Genomic DNA, 778 nt, shown 5'->3' on the forward strand with positions numbered 1-778 from the left:
AACTCTTTACTATATGCCATTATATTCATCCCCTCATCAGTAGTACTTACTATACTATTTTCAATTACCACTGACAACTATTCTGACACATAGGGGTACTTAACTACATCAAGAAAGGGGTGCCGGTTTGGTCTACGTTTTAAGTAAAAATGGAAATCCACTTATGCCTACCAGCCGGCATGGAAAAGTGAAACATCTGTTGAAGAATGGCAAGGCAAAAGTGGTAAGAAGGACTCCATTCACAATACAGCTGCTGTATGATTCTCCTGAGTATACTCAGCCAATCACTCTGGGAGTAGATGCAGGAAGCAAGGTTGTAGGACTTAGCGCAACTACCGAGAAGAAAGAGCTTTTTGTCTCAGAGGTAACGCTCCGGGATGACATCCCAGAGCTTCTATCAACACGAAGGCAGAACCGAAGAACAAGGAGAAACCACCTTCGCTACAGAATGGCAAGGTTTCTTAACCGCACCGCATCGAAAAAGGAAGGGTGGCTTGCTCCCTCAGTCAAGCATAAGGTAGACAGCCACTTGAAGGTAATCGGGAATGTACACAGGATCCTTCCCATATCAAGGATAGTGATCGAAACAGCAAGTTTCGATATCCAGAAGATCAGGAATCCTGAGATCAGCGGAACAGAATACCAGCAGGGAGTTAAGCTTTCCTTCTGGAATACCAGGGAATATGTTCTATGGCGGGATAACCACGAATGTCAGCACTGCCATGGCAAAACAAAGGACAGAATATTGAATGTTCATCATAAGGAAAGCCGAAAGACC

The 778-nt window shown here is 44.2% G+C and carries 1 protein-coding gene; it reads left to right on the top strand.

What is annotated here, in order from left to right; all coding sequences use genetic code 11:
• Positions 1–127: 127 nt before the first annotated feature.
• The coding region (gene iscB, locus T472_RS05695) for an RNA-guided endonuclease IscB (RefSeq protein ID WP_040906819.1) at positions 128–778 on the top strand (651 nt) is incomplete at its 3' end.

Origin of the sequence: Youngiibacter fragilis 232.1 (genome assembly GCF_000495435.3) — a bacterium.
In the GTDB taxonomy this organism is placed as follows: domain Bacteria; phylum Bacillota; class Clostridia; order Clostridiales; family Clostridiaceae; genus Youngiibacter; species Youngiibacter fragilis.